Here is a 23,108-nt window from a genome sequence, read left to right as displayed (position 1 = left end):
GCGGCGCGGGCTCAGCCGGCGAGCGTCGGCGACGCCGACGAGTTCGCAGCGCCCGGTGCCGACGCCGGGGCGGGCGTGCCGGCGGAGGCCAGCCCGGCCGGCCAGGAGGCGGCTGTCGGCGGCGCCCACGACCAGGACGAGCCCGGGTAGGGCGAGCTCGGCGTCCCGCCCACCGCCGCGATCCGCTCGGCGTACCAGGCCGCGGTCGCGGCACTCGCCGCCCGCCAGGAGAACCGCTCCTCCACCCGGCGCCGCCCGGCGGCCCCCATGCGGGCGCGACGCGCCGGGTCGTCGAGCAGTGTGCCGATGGCCCCGGCCAGCGCGTCCGGATCTCCCGGAGGGACCAGCAGGGCTGCCTCGCCGTCGGCGCCGGCCACCTCGGGCAGTGCCCCGGCGGTCGTCGCGATCAGCGGAATGCCGCAGGCCATCTCCTCCACCGCGGGCAGGCTGAACCCCTCGTACAGGGAGGGGACGACCGCGACCTCGGCGGAGCGCAGCAGCTCGATCAGCTCCTGCTCCGGCACGTTGGAACGGAACGTCACCGCATCGCCCAGGCCCAGTTCGGTCACCCGGCGCTGGGCCTGCCCGCCCTCGCGGACCTTGCCGATGCAGACCAGGTGCGCGGCGCGCTCGGAGCGCAGCTTGGCCAGCGCCTCCAGCAGCACTCCCAGGCCCTTGAGCGGCACATCCGCGCTGGTCACGACCACGATGCGGCCGGGGACGGGGGGCGTGCCGGCGGGCGCGGGCGTGAAGACGTCGGAGTCGACCCCGAGGGGCACCGTGTGCATGACCTCCGACGGCAGGTCCATGTCGGCGATGATCTCGCGCCGCGAACTCTCGGAGGGGATGACGATGCCGTCCAGCCGCCGCGCCACCCGGGCCTGCATCGGCAGGAACGAGTACCACCGCCGCAGCCCCACCCGGGCGGTGAAGCTCGACGCCGCGGCCAGACTCAGCCGGCGGTCGACGGTGATCGGGTGGTGCACGGTGCTCACCACCGGGATCCGGTAGGGACGCAGCGCCGCCCGCAGCGCCAGCAGCCCGTAGCCGAGCCCCTGGTTGTCATGGACGATGTCGAACGGCGGCCGCCCACCGGCCGCCCGGGGCCGCAGCGCCTGGTAGGCGCGCAGGCTGAACGACAGCGGCTCGGAGAACTGCCCGGTCCGCATCATCCCGAACTCGACGACGTCGGGCAGCGCGCGGAGCTCCGCCAGGCCCGGCCAGCGGAACGGGTCCGAGTCGCGGTAGAGGTCCAGGCTCGGCAGCTCGGTGAGATCGACCCCGTCGTCGAGGTCGGGGTACGGCGGCCCGCTGAGCACCTGCACGTGGTGCCCCAGGGCGACCAGTTCGCGGGACAGATGTCGGACGTACACGCCCTGGCCACCGCACGTGGGCAGGCTCCGGTACGACAACAACGCAATCCGCAACTGTGCGCCCTCCGTCCGTTTCGGGCCAGTCCTGGTCCCTCGACGTCGAGGGTGGCGCCGCTTCTTTCGCACATTAGGACATTGAGGTCCGATCTTCACTGTGTTCGCATGCGCCGCCCGTGGCCGGCCGGATTGCGGGCCGGCCGGCCACGGGGGCGCGTCGACCTGCGGATCCGCCGGGACACACGTCACAGGGACGCGCGGACCCGACGGACCGCGGGGACCGCGGGCCCGGCTGTGGACTACCGGACGGTTCGGTCAGTCGTTGTCCACAAGGACGACCTCGGAGGGGATGTTGCCCTTCGTGGCGCGGGAGTACGGGCACATCGCGTGCGCCGCTTCGAGCAGTTCCTGGGCGGTGGCCCGCTCGAGCCCCGGGATCTGCGCCTCGATCCTCGCGCCCAGGCCGACGGCGCCATCGTCGTCCCGGAGCAGCTCGATGGTCACCGACACCGCCGAGTCGGTGACGTCGGCCTTCTTGCCCCGGGCGACGGCCTTGAGCGCGCTGTGGAAGCACGCCGCGTAGCCGGTGGCGAAGAGCTGCTCCGGGTTCGTCCCCGGCCCGTCGTCGCCGCCCACTCCCTTCGGGATGGAGAGCTGGAGGTCCACCCGGTTGTCGCTGGATGCCACCCGCCCCTCGCGGCCGCCCCAAGCGGTCGAGGTCGCCGAGTAGATCGTGGTCGCCATGTCGCCTCCGTGTCATGCTGTGCGTCGCCGGACGGGTACCGTCCGATCGCGACGCGGGCTGTCGGAGCTCCGTGGAGCCTGTCAGATTTACGCAACCACGCTGGTGCCCTAAATATTCGCGGTCCACACCCACGTTTCCCGCTTAGCCTGAGCGGATGGTGCAGGAGGAGAGCGGGCAGCTCGACCGGCCGCGGCGGGGACGCCCCCGTGACGCGACGATCGACACCCGCGTGCTCTCCGCCGCCGTGGACGAACTGGCCGAGCACGGCGTCGGCGGGTTCAGCGTGAACCGGGTCGCGGCCCGCGCCGGCGTCGCCAAGCGTGGCATCTACGTGCGCTGGCCGGCCCGCGACGATCTCGTCCTGCACGCGCTCGGGACCCTGGCGGCGGGGCTCGTGCCCCCGCGCACCGGGTCGCTGCGTGCGGACCTGCTGCACCTGGCGCCCTACGTCGACGCGGTGTTCACCGAGCCCCGGCTGTCGATCCTCGCCCGGTGCATGGCCGAACTGCGCCGCTTCCCCGCGATGTACGCGGCCTTCCGCCGCGAGTCGGTCGACCGCTGTGCGGCCGCCATCGAGGACGCCCTGCACGACGCCGTCTCCCGGGGCGAGGCCCGTGCCGACCTCGACACCGACCTCGCCGCGGGGGCCTTCCTGGGCGCCCTGCTGGCCCGGCACGCCTTCGGTGGCGCCCGCCAGCCCATCGACGATCCCGCCTTCCACGGCCGTCTCGTCGACTTCTGCGTCGCGGCCGTCCAGCCGGTCACCGTGGCGCGCTCCAGCCCCTCCTGCTGAGCCCCTCCCGCCGGACCCTCCCGCTGGACCCCTCCCGCTGGGCGGCGTCCGCCGGGCACCGTCCGCCGAACAGCGCCGTCCGCCGAACCCTGTCCGCTGAACCCCGTCCGCTGAGCAGCCCCGTCCGCGTCCCGTTCGCGGGCGCGGCGTCGACTCAGCGCCGTCCGTCCGCCGGCCCGTCCGTCCGTCCGCCGAGTGCTGCCTCCCCCGGCCGAGGCACGGTGGATCGCGGGGGACGGTGGTCACCGTGCCGGCCCGCGCCGCGTTGTCCACAGCCGTCTCCCTTGGGGGACAGCGTCGCCTGGGGGACAGCGTCGCCTGGGGGACAGCGTCGCCGCCGACTGGCACCCACGGGCGGGCATCGTGCTGCCCACTGCTCGACGCGCCCAGGCGTCGCGCGAGCACGCCGCCTCCAGTACCGCCCGGTGGGCCATCCACAGGGGGAGCGGTGACCATCGGCGCTGATCGTGGCTCAGGGCATGCGCTGTCCACAGGCGCCGCCGGTGTCCGCAAGGGGGCGTGCGCGTTCCACCCGTGCGGCGATGCATCCCCCGGAGCCGGGATGGTCGTCCATGAGCAGCGCCCTCGATCACCGGTGCGCGGGGAGGGCACCCGTCCGGATCGCTCGGTGCCCACGGTCACGTCCGCGAGCGCAGCCGCGATCAGCTCCCTGACCAGGAGATTCCCGGGTTTTCCACAGGCGAAGTACCGGCCGTCACGGTCGCTGGGGACGTTCCTTGACGGTCACCGCCGGCTGCCTTCCGTGCCGCCTGTGGATAACGCTCGGCGCGTCCGCCACCCTCCTCGATGAGGAGCACCGTGCCGCACACGATGACCAACTATGGTCATCGTGGTCGACGGTTCGACGCTGTCCACAGGGGCGCAGGTCCGCGCGGCGAACGGTGCTCGACGGTCGTCCCTCGAGGTTCCTGTCCAGCTCGACGGGGCCATGGCGCGGGCATCGTGCCAGGCGCGGCCGCTGACCATCCACGACCTGCGCTGGGCCGACCGGGAGTCGCGGGCGCCACCCGCAGGGCACCCGTCCACAGCAGGCGAGCACCGATCCGGCCGGCGCCCCGGGCGGTCATGGTCGTCTCCTCGGACGCTTACCCCCCTTGGGCCCCGACGACCGCCAGCCGAGAAATCCACACACCCTCCGTGGGCACCGTGGGCAAATCGGCGCCGTCGCGGGGATCCGACCCCGTCGTCACCGCCACGCCGGCGACGGTGTCCACCGGTGCGGCCGGGGCCGCGGCGGCCGCGGATCTCCCGTGGGCACCGTGCAGCGCGCTGCCGGGTCGGCCCGACGTCCACCCATGACCACCCCGGGTGTGCCTGCCGGAAACCCGCGGGCGCGGCCACGGTGTCCGAACCTCTGGCGAGTGCGCGGGGTCACGGATGGCGTCCGGGAACCCGGGATGGGCCGCGCAGCGGTTGTCCCCAGCTCTCCGGTGGGCATCGTCGTTCCCCGGCGCCTGGGGACGAACGTCGAGGGGGCGCGGCCGGACGTACACCATCCACAGCCGCCTTCCGCGCCCGCCTGCGGACGACCTGCACCGGCGCCAGCACACCGTCCATGGGCATCGTGCTGTCCACAGATCCCTCGCGGGTAGCGACGGCGCCCACCCCCACCCCCGCCCCCGTCCATGGGCATCGTGTTTCCACAGGCTCCCCCCGCAGGGAGAGCGCCCCCGCCGACCGGGCCCCGGTCCGCGGGCATCGTGTTTCCACCGCCGGCAGCGGCGGATGATCGCGTGAGCACACCGACCCGACGCGGGGGACCGAGCTGTCCACAGGGCGACGGTGACCGTCGGCGCCGCCTGCCTCCGGGAGCGCGCGCTCCACCGGGCGGCCCGGTGTCCGGCGGGAGCCCCGCGCGTCCAGCGCACAGGCGGTGTCGGGTCCGCGGGCGTCGGCATGACCGGCGATGGGCACCGGCCCTGCTCATCGGTGCGCGGGGAGGGCACCCGTGCGGACCGGCCATGCCCATGGCCAGAACCGCGCCTCAAGCTCCGCACAGCCCCGCTGACCAGGGACTATCTCGGTTATGCACAGGGAGGTCGGCGGCCGTTGCCGGTCGCCAGACGGGCCCCGGGATCCACCCTCGGTCGCACGCCACGCGTCCTGTGGATAACTTCCCGCCCCCTCCCGACCAGCCTCGAAGAGGGGCACTGTGCTGGACACCATGCCCACCAATGAGCAGCGTGGGTAACGGTCGGGCCTTATCCACAGGGTCGAGCGAACACGTGGCGAAGGGCGCGCCACGGTCGCCTTTCCGGGCTCCCCTCCTGCTGCGACGGGGCTCGGCACCGGGCATCGTGCAGGGACCGGACGCTGACCCCGACGGGGTCGCGTGCCCGGGCAGAAGTCGCGTTCGCGATCCATCGGGTACCTGTCCACAGCAGTGCGGGCGCGGAACCTGCCGTCGCCCCGACCGGTCATGGTCGTTTCCTCGAACGGTTACCCGGGTTGGAGCCCGAGACCCACCGGCCCGGAAATCCACAGGTCATCCGTGGGCACCGTGGACTGGAACGGTGCGGCGCCGGCCGCCGCCGGCCGGGGCGCCGCCGCCTTGCCTGGACGGTGTCCACAGGCGCGGCCGGACTTGGTACCGCCGAGCCCCCTGCGAGCCTGTCCCCAGCTCCGTGGTGGGCATCGTCTGTCCTCCCCTGCGGCAAGGGTGGTCACCGTGCGGCGGGGTACTCGTCGGGCTCGGCGCGGCATGGTCATCGGGGGTGGGCACCCATGGTCAGCAGGCGGACGCCGATCCCGCGTGGGGACCGTGCACCGATCCAACCGTGACCGTCAGTGGGGCACCCCGAGGTTTTCCACAGGGTCTACCTGCGGGCGGCCGCGCCGAGTGGGCAGATGTCGGCGACTACCGGCGGGCGGGCGGCGAAGCGTTGCGCGACCCATCCCATCAGGTCGTTCATCGACGCGCCGAGGATCGAGCCATGGTCGGCCAGCGGGTAGCGCCGGTAGTCCACCGTCGTGCCCTCGCCGCACAGCCGATGGACCACGCCGTCGGTGACCGGCTGTCGAATGATCTCGTCGCGGTCACCCTGAAGGATGAGCGTGGGAGCCATTCGTCGCATGATCTCGTCCCGCTGCCGCGCGAATCCGGCGGCGAACGGCGGGTGCGTGAGCGGATCCGCGGTGAAGGCCGTGCGGATCGACGAGCCGACGCTCGCCTTGGTCACCTCGCCGGCGCACCGGGTGCGCGCGACCGCCAGCAGCCGCCGGCCGGTCGAGGTCAGGTAGCGGTCCAGGTCGATCCGCGGATCGTCGACGGACAACCCGATCATCGCCAGCAGCAGGTATCCGACGCCGTCGGCGCCGCGCTGCAGCGTGGCGAGCGAGGCGGGCAGGTTCGCCAGGGGTGCGGTCGCGACCACGCCGCGGATGCGCAGCTCCGGGGAATAGCCGGCGGCCAGCGCACCGGCGGCCAGGACCGCCTGCCCGCCCTGTGAATAACCCCAGAGGACGACGTCGCGGCCGGCCCCCGTCTCGGTGAGGGAGCGGGCGGCGCGGGCGGCGTCGAGCACCGCCCGCCCCTCGGGGGCGGCGACGTAGATCGCATGGTCGCCGGGGCCGCCCAACCCGGCGTAGTCGGTCAGCGTGACGACGTATCCGGCCCGGACCAGCGGGAACGTCCAGGCGGCCGCGGCCAGCGGCGGGCGGGCGCGCGAGGGCGCACAGGAATCCTGGATGCCGGTCGTACCGTGCCCGAACGACACGACCTTCCGGCCGCCGGCGGGCACCGGAACATCTGCACCCGGAGCAAGAATGATGCCGGAGACCGCACCTGCGCCCTTGCCGGTCGGCCGGGACGAGTAGGTGACCCGCCAGGCGCGGATGCCGGCCGGGGCCGGTGTGACGACCTGCCGAGAGAGCAACTCGCCGGCGGCACCCAGCGGCCGGGTCGGTTGAGCGGCCGCGGGTGCGTCGTCGCTGCTCACGACGCCCTGCCCGCCGTCGACGTCGCTCCGGCGGCTGCAGCCGGCCAGCGGAATCAGCCCCAGCACCACAAGCAGCACCAGGAGCGGCACGCGGACCACCCTGAGACCGGATCGGCGCTCGGACCCCCGCTGTGCGGGCCGGCCGGCCGCGCCGGGTGCGGCCGGGGAACGGCAGCAGTGCTCCCGGCCGTCCGATCGGGTCGGGCACGGTCCGGTGGAAGGCGGTGAATCATCGTCCGGACCGAGCCGCGAGAAAAGCACGAATGAAGACTATGGTTCCTGTTCCGTCGTACAGGTAGCGGTCCGTGCCGTCATGGGCTCCTTGGTCGATGCGGGCTCGTTCCCAGCCTCGCCGTATCGGGTTGAGCCGCGCGGATGGATCAGTCGCGGACCGTCGGGACGGCGCCATACGGCTCCTTCCGACGGGTTCCCGTCCGAGGCCGATCTGTGAGCCCGATGTGGACCGGAACTGTGGACCTTCTGTGGATCGGGGCGGATACCCGCAGGTGCCGGTCGTGGCTGCCCGGGCGCTCGATACCCTTACGGTGTCCGCAGGCGGGGCCGGTGCGGTGGGGTGGACGTCACCGTCATCTCAACGGACGCGTCCGACCCGTCGCCCGAAGCCGTCGGAGGCCCGCGATTGTGACCACGTTCGCGTCGAGCACGTTCGCGTCGAGCACGCTCGCCCTAGGCCCCAGCGCGATCAGCGCTGACAGCCTCATCAAGGCGGGGCTGGTCGTCGTCCTGCTGATCGTCTTCGCGGAATCGGGGCTGTTGATCGGGTTCTTCCTGCCCGGTGACTCCCTGCTGTTCACCATGGGGATGCTGATCGCCAGGGACGAGGTCTCCACCCCGTTGCCGGTCGCGATGATCCTGATCGGGTTGGCGGCGATCGCGGGTGACCAGGTGGGGTATCTGATCGGCCGAAAGGCCGGCCCCGCGCTGTTCCGGCGCCCCGATTCCCGGTTGTTCAAACAGGAGTACGTCGAGCAGGCGGAAGTGTTCTTCGCGAAGAACGGTCCGCGCTCCATCGTGCTCGCCCGGTTCGTTCCGATCGTGCGCACCTTCACCCCGGTCATCGCCGGGGCGAGCCGGATGAACTACCGGGTCTTCACCATCTACAACATCATCGGCGGGTTGCTCTGGGGCTGTGGAGTGACCCTGCTCGGCTTCTATCTCGGAAAGATAGATTTCATCCGCAACAACATCGAGGCCATGCTCATCCTGGTCGTCCTGGTTTCGGTGGTACCGATCATCGTCGAATACCTCCGGAACCGGCGGAAGCGTGCGCGGGCGACCGCCGGGTCCGCCGCGACCGGTCCGACGGCCGGGACTCCGACGGCCGGGACTCCGGTGGCGGCCCAGGCCCACCGCGACGGTCTGCCGGCCGACGGCGGTGACGAGGACGGCTGGCGCCAGGGCGAGGACCAGAGCACAGACCCGTCCGTCACCATGCGCCTGCGCCGTGGCGGTGTTGGCGGCGGCGGCGGTGGCGGAGGCGGTGGCGGAGGCGGCGGAGGTGGCGGAGGTCGTCACTCGGCGGCCCATCGCCGCGAGACCGCCCGGGACTGAGCCCGGCAGCGGCCGACACGCGCGCGCCTTCACCGGAAGATCTCTGTGCCTTTGAGGGATCCGACACGGGTCACAGCGCGCCGAACCGTCGTTTCCTCGGCGGCGACTCGGCGTAGGCGGCAGCGGCGTCGGTTTGGCGGGAAGGTCGCGCCGGGCGATTGCCGGCGGCCGGCGTCGCACTCCGCGGAGTGCGACGCCGCGGCGACGCCGGTCCGTCCACGGGGAGGCCGCGAGTGCGCGGGAAGCCGCCGGTCCAAGCGGGAAGCCGCCGGTCCAAGGGGAAACGGCCTGGCCAGATGGGTCCCGACGGGCTCCGCGCCGATACGGGGGGAGTCGACGGGACACCCGCCGGGACCTGTCAACCGTATCGGGTCAACGGGGCATTGTCGCCCCGCTGATCGCTCGCCGAAGTACGGAATTGCAGGTAGCGTGAGCGATGTCGGCTAAATGTGACGATCATCTCACTCGAACGGGTGGCCAGTCGGTCTGCGGCGCACGTCACCACGCCTGTCCCGGTGCGTCCCATGGCGCCTCGCCGCTTCGCTCAGACCGGACCTCGAAGCAGGCCGCGGCCCTGATCACAACGCGTCGAGCCCGCGCTCGCCCGTGCGCACCCGCGTCAACGTCTCGACGGGCAGCACCCAGATCTTCCCGGCCCCGCTCGCCGTCGACCCGGCCGAGCGCAGGATCACGCTCACCACGTCCTCGACGTCGGAATCGGCGACGACACACTCGATCCGCGCGGCGCTCACCGACTCGTCGTGGAACGTCCGTCCGCGGTATGTCTCGGTGCGCCACAGCTCGGTGCCGAAACCGGTCACCTGGCTTAGGGTCATACCATGGATACCGTAGGTGCCGAGGGCGGCCCGCACGTCGTCGACGCGGTGTGGGCGCAGGATCGCGGTGACCAGTTTCACGGAGTTTTCTCGTCCTCGCTTCCAGGGTGAGGTTTCATCGCGGGGAAGCGTAGAGCCGACAGGTGACGGTTTCGTCTCGGGAAGGTGAGCGGATCGGCAAACTGATCGGATCGGGAACGTCATCGGATGGTGCAACGAAAGGAATAGTAGATGTCCCTGCTCGACCGCGGAACTCCCCCCGACCCGTATGATGTGCTCCCCGTGCGCCCGTCATTCGACGTGACCAGCACGGATCTCGTCGACGGCGGAGTCATGCCGCTTGACCAGGTGTACACGGACGCCGGCGGCGCGAACCTCTCCCCACAGTTGTCGTGGTCCGGCCATCCCGCCGGGACGGAGAGCTTCGTCGTCACCGCCTATGACCCGGACGCGCCGACCGGCAGTGGTTTCTGGCACTGGGTGCTGGTCGACCTTCCCGGCTCGGCGACGGAGCTGCCGCGCGGCGCTGGCGGCGGTGCGTCCGCCGGCCTGCCGGCCGGGGCCTACCACGTCCGCAACGACTGGGGTACCAAGGAGTACGGCGGCGCCGCGCCCCCGCAGGGCGACGTGCCGCACCGCTACGTGTTCACCGTGCATGCGGTGGACGTGCCCAAGCTGGAGATCAACGACGAGGTCTCGCCGGCGGTCGTCGGCTTCAACCTCGCCTTCCACACCCTCGCCCGGGCCGTGCTGCGGGTGACCTACCAGCACTGAGTATCGGCCCGCCCGGCCGCACACCCCGCCGACGCGGCGGGCGGGGGCGGGCGGCCCTCCGGCACCAGGGTGGGAACCGGAGCACCGTCATTTCCGTCGCGTTTCCGGCGCGTTCCCGCTGGAAGCGGACCGTTGGCCGGGGTGTCGGCCCCGGCCGACGGAGGGTCATGACGTCTTTTCCTGGCGTACCGCCCCTGTGCGGGGGGAGTCTGGAACCGACTCACGCTCGGGAGGAACTGCATGGGCGACGGTAGACAGACGGATGTGAGCGGTGTCGGCGCGGCCGGCGCCTATGACGCCCGCCGGATCTGGGAGGTGGGGGAGCCGGTCCACGCGGTCATCTACTTCCACCCCGCGGTCCGCCGCTTCGGGGAGGAGGCCGGCTCCCACGGCTTCTGGATGGGGTACATCGGCATGCGGGCCGCACCGCTCGGAGCCGCGTCCGCGGCGACGATCACTTCGGCCTTCTACAACTTCGCGCCGCGCCGGATCGCGCGCTCGGTGCCCGACGTCTGGGCCTACTCCACGCCGGCCCGGCTGCTCGACGCCCGCCTCGCGGCGATGGACGCGGTCCTGCGCGAGCTGTGGGGGCTGGACACGACGGGCGTGGCGGTGCGGCGCGCCGCGGCGCTCGCCGGCCGGGCAGCGGCGGCCGCGGTCACCGCCGGGCGGCCGCTCGCCGCCGCCAACGCCGCCCTGCCCCTTCCCGCCGAGCCACATCTGGCGCTCTGGCAGGCGCTGACGACGCTGCGGGAGCACCGCGGCGACGGACACATCGCCGCCCTCGTGCACGCCGAGGTCGGCCCCTGCGAGGCGCTGGTCCTCGCCGCGGCCACCGGGCGCAGCCCCGATGAGCAGCTACGGATCTCGCGCGGCTGGAACGAGCGGGAGTGGGCGGACGCGGTCCACAACCTTGCCGCGCGGGGTTGGCTCACCGCCGACGGCGCGCTGACCGAGCTCGGGGCCCAGGCTCGGGCCGGGATCGAGGACGCCACCGACCAGTTGGCCTCGACCCCCTACCTGGCACTGAGCGCGGCGGAGCTCGGTGACCTGTACGCAACGCTGTACGGGCTCGCCGAGCGGGTGGCGCTGGGCGGCGGGTTCACCTGGCCCAACCCCATCGGGTTGGACTGGCCGCCGTCCTCCGAGCGGGCGATGGTGGACCTGCGTCAGCCGGTGGAGCTGGGCTCGACCGAGGGGTAGCCATGGCCTCCGGTGAACGGCTCCTCGCCGAACGCGCCGCCGTCGAACTCCACGTCGTCGGCGACGCCTTCGGCGACGCCGCGGCGCAGCCGACCCGGACCGAGATCCGGCGGGTCCAGCTCCGCCGGGTCGAGGTCGGCCGGGGTCAGGTTGGTGTCGTCGACCTCGCCGTGCATCTTCGACCCGTTCAGGACCACCGGGATCTCCAGGTCGCCGACCACGTGCTCGACGTAGAAGGCACGGGCGCCGATGAGCCACAGCGCGAAGCCCGGATCGAGCCGCGGCAGCAGGTCGGCGGCGACGTCGGTGAGCCCGAGGGCCTCCTGGGTGTCGGCGATCTGGTCGGACGCCTGCTTGTACAGGATGCGGATCGCGGTCTCGGCGAGCAGACCCTTGGCGATCTCCACCGAGTCCGGAGAGGCGGACAGCAGGTCGGAGATGCGATGGGCGACGATCGCGTTGGCACAGCCCCACTGGCGGGCGAGCTTCTGCTGCGCCGAGAGCCGGCGGACGAGCCCGGCGAAACGCATCAGCCGCCAGCACTCGTCGTAGACGACGTAGCGCTGGACGCCGTCCTGGCGCATCAGGGCCGCTTCCATCCACGCCTGCGCACAGGTCATGATCAGCGCGATCATCTCGTCGCTGCCCTGGACCCGCTCCAGGTTGAGCACGGCGATCGGCCGGTCGAAATCCAGTGGGGAGGTCGTCGGCCCGTCGAACAGGCCGCCGAGCGCGCCGTGGGTGAGCCGGCGCAGCGTCAGGGTGGCGTCCCGGGAGGCGTCGCGCAGCTCGGTGGCCGTCATCGGAAGGTTGACGCAGTCCTCGTCGGTGGGATCGGTCATCGCCTCCAGGACGTGCGGGAGCAGCGGGGTCGCCCAGCGTTCCGGCGACGCCCCGCTGATCTGCCGGGTGACGACGTCGAGGGCGAGGTCCACGGCGGTGTGCTCGGCCGGGGTCAGCGGCACGCCCTTCGCCGTCTCGATCAGCGACGACAGCAGCGACGACCTGGCCCGCTTGACCTCCCGCGCCCAGTCCGCGTCGGCAATGCCCATCGGGCGCGGCGGCGCGTCCAGCGGGTTGAGCCGGGTCGCCATGCCCGGACCGATGTAGGTGGGCTCGCACCCGAGCCGGCGAGCCAGCCGGGTGTACTCGCCCTTGGGATCACAGGGCACCGCAGCCTGGTAGCCGAACGCCGCGCCGCGGGAGATCAGCGTCTTGAGCAGGGCCGACTTGCGGGAACCGACCGCGCCGAACACGGCGAAGTTCGGGTTCTCGATGACCTGCTGGCGGTACAGCTCGAAGACGTCGAAATCGAACGAGTTCCCCGACCAGACGTGCCGGCCGATGTACATCCCAGGCGCGGCCAGCCCGGAGTCGACCACGAACGGGTAGATACCGGCGATCTGCGCGGTCGTCTCCATATGCGCGGGCAGTCGCATTTTGTGGTAGGCGCGCCCGGCGAAGGGGCCGAGCAGCTTCGAGGGCTGCGCCCCGCGGCGCAACGCTGCCTGGGCGCGACGCATCGCGGCCTTCTCCGCAGCGGCGGCGGCCCGTTCCGCCCGGCGGCCGCGGCGGGGCGACGGGGCCGCCGGGGGAGTCGACCGGCGCCGGCGCGGACCGCCACCCAGGTCGACGAAACCCTCGGCGTCACGTCCCGGGTCGTGCCCGGCCGCCTCGTACGCCGCGGCCTGGTAGCCGTCCGGGTCGTAGCCGGCCTCGTCGTAGCTGGGCGGGTCGAGTTCGTCGAAGCCGGCATCCTCGAAGCCCGCCTCGTCGTCGTACCCGGGCCGGCCGTCGTACCCGGGCTCGTCGTTGTATCCGGGTTGGCTGTTGTATCCGGGCTGGCCGCCGTGTCCGGGCTGGCCGTCGTGTCCGACCTCGTCGCCGACGCCGCCATACCCGTTCGCCTCGTAGGCGGCCTCGGGGGCGGCCCCGTTGGGGCCGGCCACCGCGGAGGCGATGTCACCCGTCGGGTACGCGGCCGGGATCGGTACGAAGCCGCCACGGCCGCCGCCCGAACTCGCCGGATCGGGGATCGCTCCGTTGCCGTTGACCGCTCCGTTGCCGTTGCCGTTCATCACGCCACTCCCACCGCCAACGGTAGGGCCCCGACGCTGAAGCCCTGGTCCTGTTCCCCGACGAGGCGCACCATCTCCAGCCGGCTGCGTGACGCCAGCGTCTCGGCCTCGCCGCAGGCGTCGGCGAGGCCGTCGAGATCGTCAGCGGAGACCGTGACGAACCCGTGGAAGCGGAACGCCCCGAAACCGGCGATCAGCTCCTGCTCGCGCCGTTCCACCTCGTCGGCCTCGGCGACGTCCCGCTGCGTCGTGACCTTGCCGACCTTGTCCCGCATCTGCTGTTCGCCGAGGTGCGCCATCCGCCGCCGGTTCACCGCCTTCTCCGCCTTCCGGCCGGGCAGCGGCTCCACGACCAGCGACACCGTGCGCCGGCAGGTCGTCTCCATCAGCAGCGGGGCGAGGAAGGCGGCGGGCGAGGGCACCCGGGGCCAGCCGTTGATCCAGTAGGTGGTGTGGTACCCCGAGTCCGTGCGGTAGTGATCCCATGCGGTGATGGTCCGTACTGGTCCGGCTACCGCGGGGTCGATTCCGGATGCCAGGCCCTTCAACCCGCCGGCGAGGTCGGTACTCGCGCCGCCGCGAGCGTCGATCATCTCGATCGAGTACGGATCGTAGGTCGTGCGGATGACTGCGGCCAGCGCCCGCGGGGGCAGCCAGCCAACCGTGTTGATCGACGCTCGGGCGAGCGCAGCCTCCATCGTGCGCAGCTCGCCGAGCAGGACCGCGCAGGCCGCCTGGTCGCCGCCGCCCGCCCGCTGGATCGCCCGGCGGGCGTCCTTGGCGCGCAGTTGGAACGACAGGTACGTCTCGTGCCGCTGGGCGACGGGACCGGCGGCGTCGATGACCTGCTGGTAGGCATCCGCGGCCCAGGAGTCGTCGTGGTGGCCGCGCACCCGCCAGTGGCGCTGGAGCTGGTCCCCGGAATCGGGCAGGGTGCGCTCCAGCCACTGGATGCGGGACAGCTTGCCGCCGCCGGCCGTCAACCCGGCCAGCAGCTCACCCCAGGCGTCGACCCGGGCCTGCTGGTCACCGGACTCCAGCAGGGCGAACTGGCTGCCCTGCACCTGCAGGACGGCGGTGTAGGTCTGCTTCTTGGCGTCCTTGACCACCGCCACGTACCGGCCGCCACCGACCGGGACGGACAACATCACCAGGGAGGACAGCGGCCCGGGAAGGACCGTGCGGCTGAGCTGGTCCTCCCCGGCGCCGAGCCGGAAGAACGCGCCACGGAACACCGTCTCGCCCGTCACCTTCTGCATCGTGAAGCCGAAAAGGATCGGCACCCACTGGTCGAGGTTACGATCCTCCACCCGGACGAAGGCGACGAACAGCAGGGCCACCGCGAGCAGCACCCAGATCGGAATGGCTACCAACGGTGACCGGAGGGCGCCGAGGACGCAGAGCATCACGCCGATCATCAGAGCGAGCTGCGGCCAGCGCATGCCGAGCATGACGCCGCCGCGTTCGAGCGGTCCGAACCGATAGCTGCGTTCCGCGACCATCTACTACCTCACTCGCCGATTGATCTTCTGCGTGGTGCCGGCCGCCCGCACGCTGCGGCCTGTTCGCACGCCGTGCTCACTGACCGCCGGTGCGGGACGGTGGCAGTTTCGGTGCCGCAACCGTGGCCGGTCGGGGCGCCGGAGCGACCGGGGGTCGGGCCTGACTCGTCCGCGGGGACGCGCCGTTCCTGGCCGGTGCGACGCGGGCGGCCGTCCGGGGGGTCGCACCGTTCGGCCGGGCGCTGGCGCCGACCGGGACGGCCGTCCGGCTGGGACCGCCGGACCGGGCCGGCTGCCGCACGGCGCCGCCCGCGCCGGAGCCGCCGGTCCGCGGTCTGCCGCCGGAGCCCCGCACCGACGCGGTCGCGGCACCGGCCCGGGACGACCCGCCCACGGGCGCGCCGATTCCACTGCGTCCGGTCCGTAGCGCTGCCGGCCGAGCGAGTCCGGGCTCCACACCGATGCCGCCGGTGTCTCCGAGGACGCCGCGATTACGCGTCTGGAGCCGGGCACCAATTCCGCGGAAGGTCTCCCGGGACGTCGATCCGAGCAGTGCGCCCGCACCCTGGCCGAAGGATGCGGCGCTGCGCCGGCCCGCCGAGCCGACGGCCCGCATCAGATGGACGTCGGCGAATCCCATCAGATGCATGAGGACGAACGGGGCGAACACCGCGGCAATCATGACCACGGTCCCGCCGAGGATCGTCAGGGTCTGATCGACCGTAGACCCGGTCGAGTCGCTGGCCATCCCGGCGCCAAGCGTGAAAATGGCATATATGACTGGCTTCGCGAAGATCAGGGCCAGGAGGAGTTCGGTGGCACGCTTGAGCCAGGCGCTCGTCGACATCGTCGGCTGCCCGGCGAGGTAGAGCGGGATGAAGACCGCCATCACGATGATCGCGACCTTGCGGATGTAGAGCACCACGAACAGCGCGAACGAGAACATCGCGACGAGCAGCGACAGCACGAGATCGAGGGCGAAGTTGCCCTGTTCCGGTAGCGCGCGTACCTGAGCCACGAGGTCGGATCCCAACGGTTTCCCGTTGCCGAAGGCGTCGGCGATTCCATCCGAGGCGGTCAGAATCATCTGAAGCAGGGCAAGCGCGATGAAGGAGCCCAGGATCGAGGTGCCGGTCGCCGTGAGTGCCCGAACGAAGATGTGCGGGTCACCCCGCACCGCCCCCATGATGCAGGCACAGAGGAAGAGGCCGGTGACGATCAACACCGCGATCCCGAACGCGATGTTGTAGTTCTCGACGACGTAGTCGGCCTTCAGATCGATGGTCGTCTTCTGCGCCGCGAAACTGAACACGGAACTCGACAGGTCCGCGGCCATCCCACAGAACGCTGTCCCCATCGAATTGAAGTAAGCATCCACACTCCCCGAAATCGCGCCCTTAATGGCACTTAGGGGATTCGGGTTGAAGGCCAGAATTACCGTGCCGTCGCCTGAGTTACCAGTCGTCATGCACCCGCTCCGATCAGAAGAAAATTCTGGAATTCCTCGGACCGTTGCTCGGCCGGGTCTGGGCCATCTGGGCCATCATCGGAATTGGAAAGTTTCCAATCCGATCCGTTCCAATTCACGCTACACAGGTCGGTTCCCCAGAAGTCGCGTGGCTTGAAGTTCGGCGATCCGTTAAGGTTGCCGGCGTTTGTATTGAGCCATATGCGAATTTTGGCTTCGTCGGAACTGAAGTTATCAACTGCGTAGCCAAGTACTCGATACCTAAACAAAAAGTTGGGGGAGTTGACGGAGGGTACACCGAAGTTTTTCGCGGTACCATTGTTTGATTCAATAAGCCGTTGACTGATGTGATCGGCGACGGAAGGCTGCGTTGATACAGACCTAAAAACTTCTCTCAGTCGCGCCGGCTCACGGTTCGACGGATTCAAATAGCCTGCAACGTAGTTGGCGCAGGCACTTACGGCGCCCGACTTGTTGTGGGGGTAGCCAACCGGAATGCCGAACTCGTTGATGCGGGTGGGGAGGCCGGGGATCTGGCTGCTGCTGGCCGTGTCCGCGGGCTTCCCCTCCGGGGAGTCCGGTTTCGGGACCAGGGTGGGCGTGGGTGCTATAGCCGCCGGGCTCGAGGTCGGAGTTGTACTAGGAGTGGGTGCGGGCGCGACTGAGGCGGTGTCTGGACTCGCGCCCTTGTCTGGGATGACATAGCGTCCGATCACCAATCCGCCGATCACACTCACCGTGCCAGTGGCTACGATGATGATGATCAGACGTCTGGCCACACTCTCCATCAGGCCCGGCAACGCCCACTCCCCTCACAAGACGGCACGGTCATCATCGCAATGTCCGCCCGCCGGTACCCGGGGAACCGGTCAGAAGAGCGTTGACGATGGGTCATGGACCACGCCGGGGTCAACGGCGACGGTGACAACGACGGCGGGCGGGCGCTGGCCCCCTGGGTTGGGCGCGGGGGCGGTGGCCGTTGCGCCGGTGGCCAGGAAGAAGTTGATGAAGGCCGCGGCGGCGCCGACGAGGAATGCCAGACCGAAGCCGGCGATGACGCCGCTCTTTCCGACGGTCGAAGCTCGCTCGAGGCCCATCCGCTCGCCGAGTGCCCAGGCGATCCCGCCGAGTAGCACCGCGGCGACGGCAGCGATCACCGCATAGGCGGCCAGGCCGTTGACCAGGTCTTTCAGGGCGTTGATGCCGGGCGCTTTGGTGTCGTCCGGGTTCACCTTCACGTCGGCCAGGATGACGGTCGCCTTGGCGGCGGCGTCCAGGATCATCGCGGTTCCTTTCTCACGGGCGGGGTCCGCCCGGACGATCCGGTCCGGCGATCCTTGAGGGTGCCGTTGGTGACCGTAGGTCGCCGAATGATACGCCTGGCGGCGTGGGGTGATCTCCGGTAGTGCTCGCGGGGCCGCTGGTCGCGCCGGCCTCCGTGCGTGGGGTGACCGGTCCGATGGCTTCGGGTGAGGTCCCCGCCGGCCGCTCGCCGGCCGCCGGAGGGGCCTCTACCTCGGCCTTTGCCAATGCGAACAGGCTTTCCACGGTGGCCGCGGCCAGTCGCATGTAGGCACGGCGAGTACGTCGGCGCAGCCGTGGGATGCGGACCGGGGTATGCCGGCTCGGGTCCAGCCGGGCGTCGTAGGGGATGCGCACGAGGGAGTCCACCTGCCGACCGAGCCGTGCCGCGGCCGCTCGGGTGCGGGGCGACGGCCGACCGCGCCGCGGCGCGACGATCGCCGCGACGATCGGCGGCCCCCCGTCGCGGGCCGGCCCCCGGCCCGGCGCCTCACGGAACGCCCGCAGCCGCATGAGAGTCGCTTCCAGATCGGCCGCCGTGGCGAGCGTCGTCAGGACGACGAGATCCGCGGCCTCTACCGCGGCCTCGGTCAATGGAGCCCCGGTCGGCGCGTCGACCAGTACCAGCGGGTAGGAGTGCGCGAGCAGGCCCAACGCCGAGCGCAACCCGGTCGGCGTGACGGGCTGGGCGCCGGCCGGGACGGCGGGCGCGTCCTGGCTGACAGGGACGTCGTCGACGGGTGGCGAGTCGGCGGCGATCTGGCCGGCGTCCGGCCGGACCGGCAGCACATCGAGGTCCCGGGCACCCCCGGAACGGCGGCCACTGATCATCAGGCGCAGCTCCGCGGCGGAACCGTCGGCGGCCTGGTGTCGGACGATGTCCGCGACCGTGGTCGTCCCGGCGGAGCCGACCCGACTGGTCAGCGGGTCGCCGCGGGGCTCGTCCTCGTCGCCGCCCGAGGCCGGCGCCGTGCTCCCGGCCGGGAACTCCCCGGGCCACAGGTCGACGGCGAGCACTGGATGCGCACGCACCCCCGTCAGGGTCAGGCCGATCACGCCGGCGAGCGTCGTCGTCCCCGAGTACGGGAACAGCGACGTCACGGTGACCCGCCAGGAGCCCGGCAGCGGCATGCGGGCCCGGTCGCGAACCGAGAGCCGGACCGGGATCTCCTCCCACGACTGCAGGCCGCCCGCGCCGCGGCGCGATTCCTGCCATGGCCTGAGCTGACCGTCGGATTCCGGCCGGCGCGCGGAGCCCGGCCGATCCGCAACCGGTACGGCCGCCTCGCGGGAGGGGCGGGGCGGACGAGCGGTCCGCGGTGACGGCGCCGGCTCCGCGCCGGGTGCCGGCGCTAGCGCCGGTGTCCGGGCGGGCGATGTGGACGGGTCCGGCTTCGCCCCGGGCTGGACCGTCGGCGTGGCGGGGGCCCCGGGCCCGCCCGCCGCCGCGCGCGCCCGGGGCGGGGTGGGCGGCGAGGCCGGGCGGGGCGCGGTCGGCGGCTGGCTCTGGGTCGATGGGGCCGTGCTGCTCGATGGGGCCGTGCGGTTCGGGATGGGCGCGCGGCCGGGGGTGGGGGTGCGGCTCGGTGTCGGCGGGGCCGAGCGGGCGATGGGTCCGGTGGCGGCGGTGGGCCGCTCCGTCGGGGCCGGCCTGGTGACGGGGGCGGGCGGGGCCGCCGCACCGGAACCGGGCACTCCGGTGGGGCCGGTCACCTCGATCGGGCCGGTCACGGCGATGGAATCGGTCACGGCGACGGAGTCGGACACGGGGATGGAGTCGCCCACAGCGATCGAGTCGGTCACCACGATCGGGCCGATCGCGGGCGTCGGCACGGCGGTGACGGCTCGGTCGCCCTGCTCCGTGGCAGCCGCACCGGGGGCCCCCGGGGGTCCCCCGGCCGAGACCGGCCGGGTGGCCGCCGCCCGGGGTGGAGCCGATGCCCTGGGCGGGCGGCTGCGCGGGGGCGTCGCGGTGGCAGGGGGATCAGGGACGGGCAGCGGCCCGGGGGCGTGCGGGGGAATCGCGGTAGGCCCGGGACCTGCGGCGAGTGCTTCGGCGGGGGCGGGCGCGGGGCCGTGATCGGCCCCCGGACCGGAGCCTGCGGTCCGTGCGGTCGTGCCTGTGCGGGTGTCTACTTCGGTGCCGGCGGCATGATCGGAGCCGTCCGCTCGGGACGGGACCACCGTGTCCCGCGACGATCCCGGGGCCGGGGCGTCGGCGCCGCCGGGCGGCGCCGGGCGGCGGGAAGGGTCTGCCTGGTTGCGCGGCGCGATCGCGGCCGGCCGGCCGGCGCGGCGCGTCCGGCTGCCGCGTGTGCGCCGGAGGTCCTCGGCCGGCTCCGCGTCCGGCGTGGTCTGGGCGCCGCGCCCGGCACCCGGCGGATCCGCCGGGGATGTGGCCTCCGCGGCGCTTGCACGGTCCGCACCCGGTTCGGTCGCCGATGTCGCATCATCGAGGTGAAACGCCTCGCTCTGCCACGCTTCGTCGGGTGGCTGCGGTGAGTCCGACCCGCTCCGCCGCCGATGCCGCCGGCGCCCGGAACGCGCGTATGGAGGTGACTCGGCGTCCTCGGTGGTCGGTGACTCGTCGCGCCCGTACTGGTCGTCTCGGTCAGGCAGCCGGTTGGAACGGGAGGCCGACGTGGGGATGCGGGCTCCTATGAGCGAAACGGGCCGCGCGTCGCCTTCCTCACCGTACGGTGCCTGTGGCACATCGCTCACGCGCCGTCGCCCTCCCGGCTCTCTACAGGTTAGCTAGTGCCACTTACGGTTACTTACGGTTACTTGCCTTCGGCTGCGGTCGGATCGATGTAACACGAGCCATTCGAGTATGACAAGCTCTGGTTGAGGCTACCCACAACGGATGGGTCGGTGTACCTTCCGGAACCGGAGATGTGCGATCCGCCATTACCGAGGCGAACCGGTGGCGGGTCCGGCGGAAGATCCGCGCCGGGGCCGGCGGGGGCGGCCAGGTACACGCGGCGCGAATCGTGCGGCAGAGCGAAAGGAGCGTCGGTGGCGCAGGACGGCTTCTCGACGGCGACGCCCCGGCCATCCACCCGTCCGGGGCGCTCGGGCGCCCCGCAGGGTGCGCCGCTGTCCGGCCGGACAGCGCCGGTCGGATCGACTCCTCTGCGCTCCACGCTCACCGGGTCGAGCCGGCCCCGGGCGAGCTCCGGCGGGCCGGCGGGCATGCCGTCCGCGACCGCCCCGGGCACGCCGCCCGGCGCGCCCGCCGCTGCGACGCCTCCGGTCGCGCCGCTCGCGCCGCCGCTGTCCCCGCCGGGGACCAGGACGTCGGTGTCCGGTGGCACCGGCGGGGCCACCAGGCTGGGGGCCGTCGGCGCTCCCACAGGCGGGGCGGGCACGGCGCCCACGGCCGGTGGACCGGCGGCCCGGCCCGACGACGACGACGTGCTCACCGTCGACGAGCTGGTCGCCTGGCTACGCCTGTCCGAGAGCACGGTCCTCAAGCTTCTGTCCGAACGGGCGATCCCGGCCCGCAAGGTCGGCCACCAGTGGCGGGTGCGCCGCGGCCGCGTGCGGGACTGGCTGGACGGCCGGGAGTGACCGGCGGCGTGGCAAGGTCGGGCACGAGGATCGCCGATGCCGGCGTCCCCGAGTACGGCGGCGTGCCGGCGATCGGGCGCCACGGCGGCTCGGCGTAGCGGCGCCCGGACGTGTTAGTGATCCAGGGCGGTTCGGCGCCGCTGCGCCGGGGGGCCGGCCGGCGTCGAGCCGCCGCTCTGGTCCAGGCCCGGGCCCGGACCAGAGCGACGATGCGGCCTGCGGTCCCGCGACGCCTCGGGGGGCGGCGCGCGGCGGCGGTGCGTGCCCTGCTGATCCCGTTGCGTGCCCTGCTGATCCCGCTGGCGCTGCTGGCCGTGCTGGCCGTGCTGGCGGGCTGCGGGACGTTGGGCCGGGCCGCGGACCCCACCCCGAGTCCGTCGGTGACCACCGGCCCGCCGCCGGGTGCCAGCCAGGCGCCGGGGCCCCCGCTGGCCACCGCGACCGCCCCGGCGACCGGCGAGGTCGACCGCACGAACCCGGCCGCGGTCGCGGCCGACTGCTTCACCCGCTGGCAGTCGTTCGACGCCCGGACCGATTCGGGACCGTCGGCCGGCGTCGAGCGGGCCCGGGACTGCCTCACCGAGGACTTCGCCGCCTCGCTCGGGGCGGGCTCCACCGGCGCCGCTGATGGAGGCGCCGACGGACAGGCCTGGGAAGATCTACGTGCCCATGGCGCCCGCTCACAGGTGTCGGTGCTGGCGACCACGCCCCTGGGCGGCATCGACACCACCGCCACGGGCCGCGTCGTGCTCCAGCTCAACGTGCGTCGCGAGAGCACGACGGGCAACGACGCTCCGGTAGCGACGTTGTCCACCCCGGCCCTGACGCTACTGCGCCAGGCCGACGGGACGTGGCGGGTCGCCGGGGCGGACCTCGCCAGCGTCGCCGGCGACGCGCCGGGGCGGTGAGGTCGGATGGCCCGCCGCTTCCCGCCCCAGCGATCCGGGTGGCTGGTGTGGTTGGGCACCGGCTCGGCGATCGTCATCGGTGGGATCATCCTGATGATCTCGGTCCTGATCATGACACTTGCCGGGCCGTTCGTCGGTGACCACGGCCGGGGCAACAAGGCGATCGAGAACGCCGACGGCATCCCGGCGGAGTACGTGCAACTGATCGCGGACGCGGCGAACGGCGCCGGCTGCGAAGAGGTGACGCCGGCCCTGCTGGCCGCCCAGCTCCATCAGGAGTCCGGGTTCAACCCGCAGGCCCGCTCGCCCGTCGGGGCGATGGGGATCGCCCAGTTCATGCCCGCTACCTGGGCCAGCCACGGCCAGGGCGACGTGTGGAACCCCACCGACGCGATCCCGGCCGCGGCCCGTTACGACTGCGCGGTGGCGGCGTCGGTCGCCTCCGTGCCCGGCGACGGGCAGGAGAAGATGCTGGCCGCCTACAACGCCGGCGCCGGGGCGGTGCTCGCCTACGCGGGCATTCCTCCTTACACCGAGACCCGCAACTACGTGCGCACGATCCTCGCCCAGATGCAGGTCTACGGGGACTCGCTCGAGTTCGGCGTGGAGATCCCCGCCGGCACGATCGCCCCCGTGGTCGCGTTCATGGAGTCACAGATCGGTAAGCCCTACGTCTGGGGGGCGATCGGGCCGGACTCCTGGGACTGTTCCTCGCTCGTGCAGGCTGCCTACCGGAACATCGGCATCGAGCTGCCCCGGGTGACCACCGATCAGCTCCGGTTCGGCCCGGTGGTCGCCGGGGTCGATCCGCAACCCGGGGACCTGCTGTTCACGCCGGGCACCGACGGCACCGCCGACGCACCCGGCCACGTCGGCATGTACATCGGTGACGGCCGGGTCATCGCGGCCAAGGGGGCGCGCTGGGGTGTCGTGGAGTCCGACATCTCGGACTGGACCGGCACGGTCGCGGTGACCAGGCCGTTGGCCAAGGAACTCCGTTAGCCCGGCCGGTCCGCCCGGCCGGTCCG

The 23,108-nt window shown here is 72.4% G+C and carries 18 protein-coding genes; 8 read left to right on the top strand and 10 right to left on the bottom strand.

Features of this window, described 5'->3' with window-relative positions; genetic code table 11:
- Positions 1–11: 11 nt before the first annotated feature.
- Together AC5R91_RS19830 and AC5R91_RS19825 are read right to left on the bottom strand one after the other, a co-directional pair.
- Positions 12–1,427, bottom strand: a complete 1,416-nt coding sequence (locus AC5R91_RS19830) for a glycosyltransferase family 4 protein (RefSeq protein ID WP_495392828.1) — start codon at positions 1,425–1,427, stop codon at positions 12–14.
- Between the two features lie 258 nt (positions 1,428–1,685).
- Positions 1,686–2,114: an organic hydroperoxide resistance protein gene (locus tag AC5R91_RS19825; RefSeq protein ID WP_495392827.1), complete on the bottom strand. Its 429-nt coding sequence runs from the start codon at positions 2,112–2,114 to the stop codon at positions 1,686–1,688.
- 155 nt (positions 2,115–2,269) lie between these two features.
- On the opposite strand from AC5R91_RS19825, the gene AC5R91_RS19820 reads away from it, so the two are divergent.
- The gene (locus tag AC5R91_RS19820) at positions 2,270–2,908 is read left to right on the top strand and encodes a TetR/AcrR family transcriptional regulator (RefSeq protein ID WP_495392826.1); all 639 of its coding nucleotides are present in this window, start codon (positions 2,270–2,272) and stop codon (positions 2,906–2,908) included.
- Positions 2,909–5,745: 2,837 nt separating this feature from the next.
- Here the strand turns inward: AC5R91_RS19820 and AC5R91_RS19815 are convergent.
- A complete protein-coding gene (locus AC5R91_RS19815) occupies positions 5,746–6,957 on the bottom strand; it encodes a lipase family protein (protein WP_495392825.1) in 1,212 nt (403 codons plus the stop codon).
- Positions 6,958–7,509: 552 nt separating this feature from the next.
- Here AC5R91_RS19815 and AC5R91_RS19810 point away from each other — a divergent pair.
- Positions 7,510–8,439 carry a DedA family protein gene (locus AC5R91_RS19810; RefSeq protein ID WP_495392824.1) on the top strand — a complete coding sequence of 310 codons (930 nt, stop codon included), beginning with the start codon at positions 7,510–7,512 and terminating at the stop codon, positions 8,437–8,439.
- 578 nt (positions 8,440–9,017) lie between these two features.
- Here the strand turns inward: AC5R91_RS19810 and AC5R91_RS19805 are convergent.
- Positions 9,018–9,356 (bottom strand): P-II family nitrogen regulator, encoded by a 339-nt coding sequence (locus AC5R91_RS19805; protein WP_495392823.1) that lies wholly within the window; start codon positions 9,354–9,356, stop codon positions 9,018–9,020.
- 150 nt (positions 9,357–9,506) lie between these two features.
- On the opposite strand from AC5R91_RS19805, the gene AC5R91_RS19800 reads away from it, so the two are divergent.
- Positions 9,507–10,049: a YbhB/YbcL family Raf kinase inhibitor-like protein gene (locus tag AC5R91_RS19800; protein WP_495392822.1), complete on the top strand. Its 543-nt coding sequence runs from the start codon at positions 9,507–9,509 to the stop codon at positions 10,047–10,049.
- A gap of 240 nt (positions 10,050–10,289) precedes the next feature.
- Positions 10,290–11,252: an SCO6745 family protein gene (locus AC5R91_RS19795; RefSeq protein ID WP_495392821.1), complete on the top strand. Its 963-nt coding sequence runs from the start codon at positions 10,290–10,292 to the stop codon at positions 11,250–11,252.
- On the opposite strand, the gene AC5R91_RS19790 is transcribed toward AC5R91_RS19795, so the two are convergent.
- The 6 genes from AC5R91_RS19790 to AC5R91_RS19765 all read right to left on the bottom strand — a co-directional run bounded on the left by AC5R91_RS19790 (position 11,219) and on the right by AC5R91_RS19765 (position 18,733).
- On the bottom strand, positions 11,219–13,330 hold the full coding sequence (locus AC5R91_RS19790) for a putative type IV secretion/conjugal transfer ATPase (RefSeq protein WP_495392820.1): 2,112 nt from the start codon (positions 13,328–13,330) through the stop codon (positions 11,219–11,221). The two genes, AC5R91_RS19795 and AC5R91_RS19790, sit on opposite strands and share 34 nt — an antisense overlap.
- The gene (locus AC5R91_RS19785; RefSeq protein WP_495392819.1) at positions 13,330–14,832 is read right to left on the bottom strand and encodes an SCO6880 family protein; all 1,503 of its coding nucleotides are present in this window, start codon (positions 14,830–14,832) and stop codon (positions 13,330–13,332) included. The genes AC5R91_RS19790 and AC5R91_RS19785 overlap by 1 nt, the downstream gene beginning before the upstream one ends.
- A 76-nt stretch (positions 14,833–14,908) precedes the next feature.
- Positions 14,909–16,300, bottom strand: coding sequence for a TrbL/VirB6 family protein (locus tag AC5R91_RS19780; RefSeq protein WP_495392818.1), 1,392 nt, complete (start codon positions 16,298–16,300; stop codon positions 14,909–14,911).
- Positions 16,297–17,100 (bottom strand): DUF8175 domain-containg protein, encoded by an 804-nt coding sequence (locus tag AC5R91_RS19775; RefSeq protein ID WP_495392817.1) that lies wholly within the window; start codon positions 17,098–17,100, stop codon positions 16,297–16,299. Before AC5R91_RS19775 ends, AC5R91_RS19780 begins: the two co-directional genes overlap by 4 nt.
- Before the next feature lie 69 nt (positions 17,101–17,169).
- Positions 17,170–17,583, bottom strand: a complete 414-nt coding sequence (locus AC5R91_RS19770) for a DUF6112 family protein (RefSeq protein ID WP_044885412.1) — start codon at positions 17,581–17,583, stop codon at positions 17,170–17,172.
- A 13-nt stretch (positions 17,584–17,596) separates the two neighbouring features.
- Positions 17,597–18,733: a hypothetical protein gene (locus tag AC5R91_RS19765; protein ID WP_495392816.1), complete on the bottom strand. Its 1,137-nt coding sequence runs from the start codon at positions 18,731–18,733 to the stop codon at positions 17,597–17,599.
- Positions 18,734–19,019: 286 nt separating this feature from the next.
- Between AC5R91_RS19765 and AC5R91_RS19760 the strand changes: the two genes are divergently transcribed.
- The 4 genes from AC5R91_RS19760 (at position 19,020) to AC5R91_RS19745 (ending at position 23,082) form a co-directional block, all read left to right on the top strand.
- A complete protein-coding gene (locus tag AC5R91_RS19760; protein WP_495392815.1) occupies positions 19,020–19,682 on the top strand; it encodes a hypothetical protein in 663 nt (220 codons plus the stop codon).
- A 935-nt stretch (positions 19,683–20,617) separates the two neighbouring features.
- Positions 20,618–21,172, top strand: a complete 555-nt coding sequence (locus tag AC5R91_RS19755; protein ID WP_495392814.1) for a helix-turn-helix domain-containing protein — start codon at positions 20,618–20,620, stop codon at positions 21,170–21,172.
- A 209-nt stretch (positions 21,173–21,381) separates the two neighbouring features.
- Positions 21,382–22,080: a hypothetical protein gene (locus tag AC5R91_RS19750; protein WP_495392813.1), complete on the top strand. Its 699-nt coding sequence runs from the start codon at positions 21,382–21,384 to the stop codon at positions 22,078–22,080.
- A 6-nt stretch (positions 22,081–22,086) separates the two neighbouring features.
- Positions 22,087–23,082, top strand: a complete 996-nt coding sequence (locus AC5R91_RS19745; protein ID WP_495392812.1) for an NlpC/P60 family protein — start codon at positions 22,087–22,089, stop codon at positions 23,080–23,082.
- Positions 23,083–23,108: the final 26 nt, after the last annotated feature.

The organism is Frankia sp. BMG5.60, from assembly GCF_059428125.1.
The sequence above is the reverse complement of the archived record's forward strand: the minus strand, read 5'-3'. Positions and strand labels throughout refer to the sequence as shown.